We start from the raw sequence: 3,272 nt of genomic DNA, 5'->3' as shown, positions 1-3,272 counted from the left end.
GCCTTGCCAGCCCGCTCAGAGATGTGTATAAGAGACAGCACCTGGAACGCCCTGCTCGGCGTCATGGTGATCGTCTCGATCCAGTACGGCCTCGCCCTGGAGGGCATCGCCACCCCGATCCAGTACATGGTCACGGGTGCCGTGCTCCTCGCCACGGTGGTCATCGACTCCATCAGCCGTAAGACGCAGAAGACCGCGGGCCGCGCCTAGCCGCTCCCCCCCCGTACGCGGACCGGCCCGGCTTCCGGGCCCGCCCGGACCGCGTACGGGGGAACCCCGGTCGGAACAGCGGTGCCCGGCGCCTCGGACAGGCGCCGGGCACCGCTGTGTGCCCGTCCCCGGCGACACCCGGGTGGGATCGGACACGTGCCCGGGGAGGGGCCACCCGGCGCGACCTGCCGCGCGGCGCGCCGGGCGCCGGGCGACGAGGCCCGGGGGACGGCGCAAACCCCCGCCCGATGCCCGGGGCCGCCCGGGGAACATTAGACTCATCGGATCGGCAAGCTCGATCAGCTCAAACGCAAGGAGGCACGGGTGGACCTGCTGACCCGCATCGGGGGACCGCGTGACCTGGACCGGCTCAGCCTCGAGCAGCTGGACCAGCTGGCCGAGGAGATCCGGACCTTCCTCGTCGACGCGGTCTCCAAGACCGGCGGCCACCTCGGCCCCAACCTGGGCGTGGTCGAGCTGACCATCGCCCTGCACCGCGTGTTCGAGTCCCCGCAGGACAAGGTGCTCTTCGACACCGGCCACCAGAGCTATGTGCACAAGCTGCTCACCGGCCGGCAGGACTTCTCGAAGCTCAAGAGCAAGGGCGGGCTCTCCGGATACCCGTCCCGCGCCGAGTCCGAGCACGACGTCATCGAGAACTCGCACGCCTCGACCGTGCTCGGCTGGGCCGACGGCCTCGCCAAGGCCAACGAGGTACGGAAGAAGGACGACCACGTCGTCGCCGTCATCGGCGACGGCGCGCTCACCGGCGGCATGGCCTGGGAGGCGCTGAACAACATCGCCGCCGCCAAGGACCGCCCCCTCGTCATCGTCGTCAACGACAACGAGCGCTCCTACGCCCCGACCATCGGCGGCCTCGCCAACCACCTCGCCACCCTGCGCACGACGGACGGGTACGAACGCTTCCTGGCCCGCGGCAAGGACATCCTGGAGCGCACGCCCGTCGTCGGCAGGCCGCTCTACGAGACCCTGCACGGCGCCAAGAAGGGCCTCAAGGACTTCATCGCCCCGCAGGGCATGTTCGAGGACCTCGGCCTGAAGTACGTCGGCCCCATCGACGGCCACGACATCGAGGCCCTGGAGTCCGCCCTGCAGCGGGCCAAGCGCTTCGGCGGCCCGGTCATCGTGCACTGCATCACCGAGAAGGGCCGCGGCTACACCCCCGCCCTCCAGGACGAGGCGGACCGCTTCCACGCCGTCGGCAAGATCCACCCGGACACCGGGCTGCCCACCTCCACCTCCGGACTGGACTGGACGTCGGTCTTCGGCGAGGAGATGGTCAAGCTGGGCCACGAGCGCGAGGACGTCGTCGCCATCACGGCGGCCATGCTCCAGCCCGTGGGGCTCGGCAAGTTCGAGGAGGCCTTCCCGGACCGCATCTACGACGTGGGCATCGCCGAGCAGCACGGCGCGGTCTCCGCGGCGGGCCTCGCCACCGGTGGTCTGCACCCCGTCTTCGCGGTCTACGCCACCTTCCTCAACCGCGCCTTCGACCAGGTCCTCATGGACGTCGCCCTGCACCGGTGCGGCGTGACCTTCGTCCTGGACCGCGCCGGGATCACCGGCACGGACGGCGCCTCGCACAACGGCATGTGGGACATGTCGATCCTCCAGTGCGTACCCGGCCTCAGGATCGCCGCCCCGCGCGACGCCGACCAGGTCCGCGCCCAGCTCCGCGAGGCCGTGGACGTCGACGACGCCCCGACCGTGGTCCGCTTCTCCAAGGGCGCGGTCGGCCCGGCGGTCAAGGCCGTCGGCACGGTCGGCTCCATGGACGTCCTGCGTACGGCGGGCACGGACGCCCCGGACGTCCTGCTGGTCTCGGTCGGCGCGCTCGCCCCGATGTGCCTGGAGATCGCCGGACTGCTCGACGCGCAGGGCATCTCCACCACCGTGGTCGACCCGCGCTGGGTCAAGCCCGTCGACGAGGCGATGGCCCCGCTCGCCGCGCAGCACCGGGTCGTCGTCACCGTCGAGGACAACAGCAGGGTCGGCGGGGTCGGCTCCGCCGTCGCCCAGGCGCTGCGCGACGCGGGCGTCGACGTACCGCTGCGCGACTTCGGCATCCCGCCGGTCTTCCTGGACCACGCCTCCCGCAAGGAGGTCATGGCCGAGATCGGGCTGACGGCGCCGGACATCGCCCGCCAGGTGACCGGTCTGGTCGCCAAGCTCGACGGCCGCTACGAGAGCCGCGCCGCCGCGGCCCCGGTCCGCGACTGACGGGCGCTCGGCGACCGCGCCCCCTCGGCCCGCCCGGCCGTGGGGGCGCGTCCGTGTCCGGGGCCGGCCCCCTGTGCGTAGGCGGCGCCGGGGCTTGCCGTACGACGCGTACGGCGCCCGGCGCCGTCCTCTCCGCGCGTCCGGTGCCCACGGTGGCTCGCGTACGGCCCTGACCGCCCGGCCCTCCGGTGCGTGCGGTGCTCCCACCCCCTACACCCTCGTACACCGCCGTTCGGCCGAGTGCGTTTCCCTCTCCCGGGGCCCATCGGGTGAATCGCCCCGCCCCGCCGCCCTTCGGCCGCGTGCCCTCTCGATCATGACCGTGATGCGGGTAACGCGAGGTGCGGCGACGGACGTCACGGAGGCTGACCGATGAGCACACTGTTCCGGACGAAATCGGTCGAACAGTCGATCAGGGACACGGAGGAACCCGAGCGCGCCCTGAAGAAGTCCCTCTCCGCGCTCGACCTCACGGTGTTCGGGGTCGGGGTGGTCATCGGCACGGGGATCTTCGTCCTCACGGGCAAGGTCGCCAAGGAGACGGCCGGGCCCGCCACCGCCCTCGCCTTCGTCGTTGCCGGCATCGTCTGCGCCCTGGCGGCGCTGTGCTACGCCGAGTTCGCCTCGACCGTGCCGGTGGCGGGGTCCGCGTACACGTTCTCGTACGCCTCGCTCGGCGAACTCGTCGCCTGGATCATCGGCTGGGACCTGGTACTCGAGTTCGCCCTGGGGACGGCGGTCGTGGCGGTCGGATGGTCCGGCTACGTGCGCTCGCTCATGGACAACATCGGCTGGTCGATGCCCGCGGTGCTGTCCGGACC

General features: G+C 71.9%; 2 protein-coding genes and 1 pseudogene. All 3 read left to right on the top strand.

The window, feature by feature from the left end; translation table 11 throughout:
* A pseudogene (locus IH13_RS42505) lies at positions 1-210 on the top strand (hypothetical protein); the annotation flags it as partial.
* Between the two features lie 324 nt (positions 211-534).
* Positions 535-2,451: a 1-deoxy-D-xylulose-5-phosphate synthase gene (gene dxs, locus IH13_RS0119915; protein ID WP_031086319.1), complete on the top strand. Its 1,917-nt coding sequence runs from the start codon at positions 535-537 to the stop codon at positions 2,449-2,451.
* A gap of 372 nt (positions 2,452-2,823) precedes the next feature.
* A partial coding sequence (locus IH13_RS0119910) for an amino acid permease (protein ID WP_037841854.1) occupies positions 2,824-3,272 on the top strand: 449 nt, incomplete at its 3' end.

This window comes from Streptomyces sp. NRRL WC-3549, assembly GCF_000721935.1.
Classification (GTDB): domain Bacteria; phylum Actinomycetota; class Actinomycetes; order Streptomycetales; family Streptomycetaceae; genus Streptomyces.
Note: the sequence above shows the minus strand (reverse complement) of the source record. Positions and strands in the feature narration are given on the sequence as shown.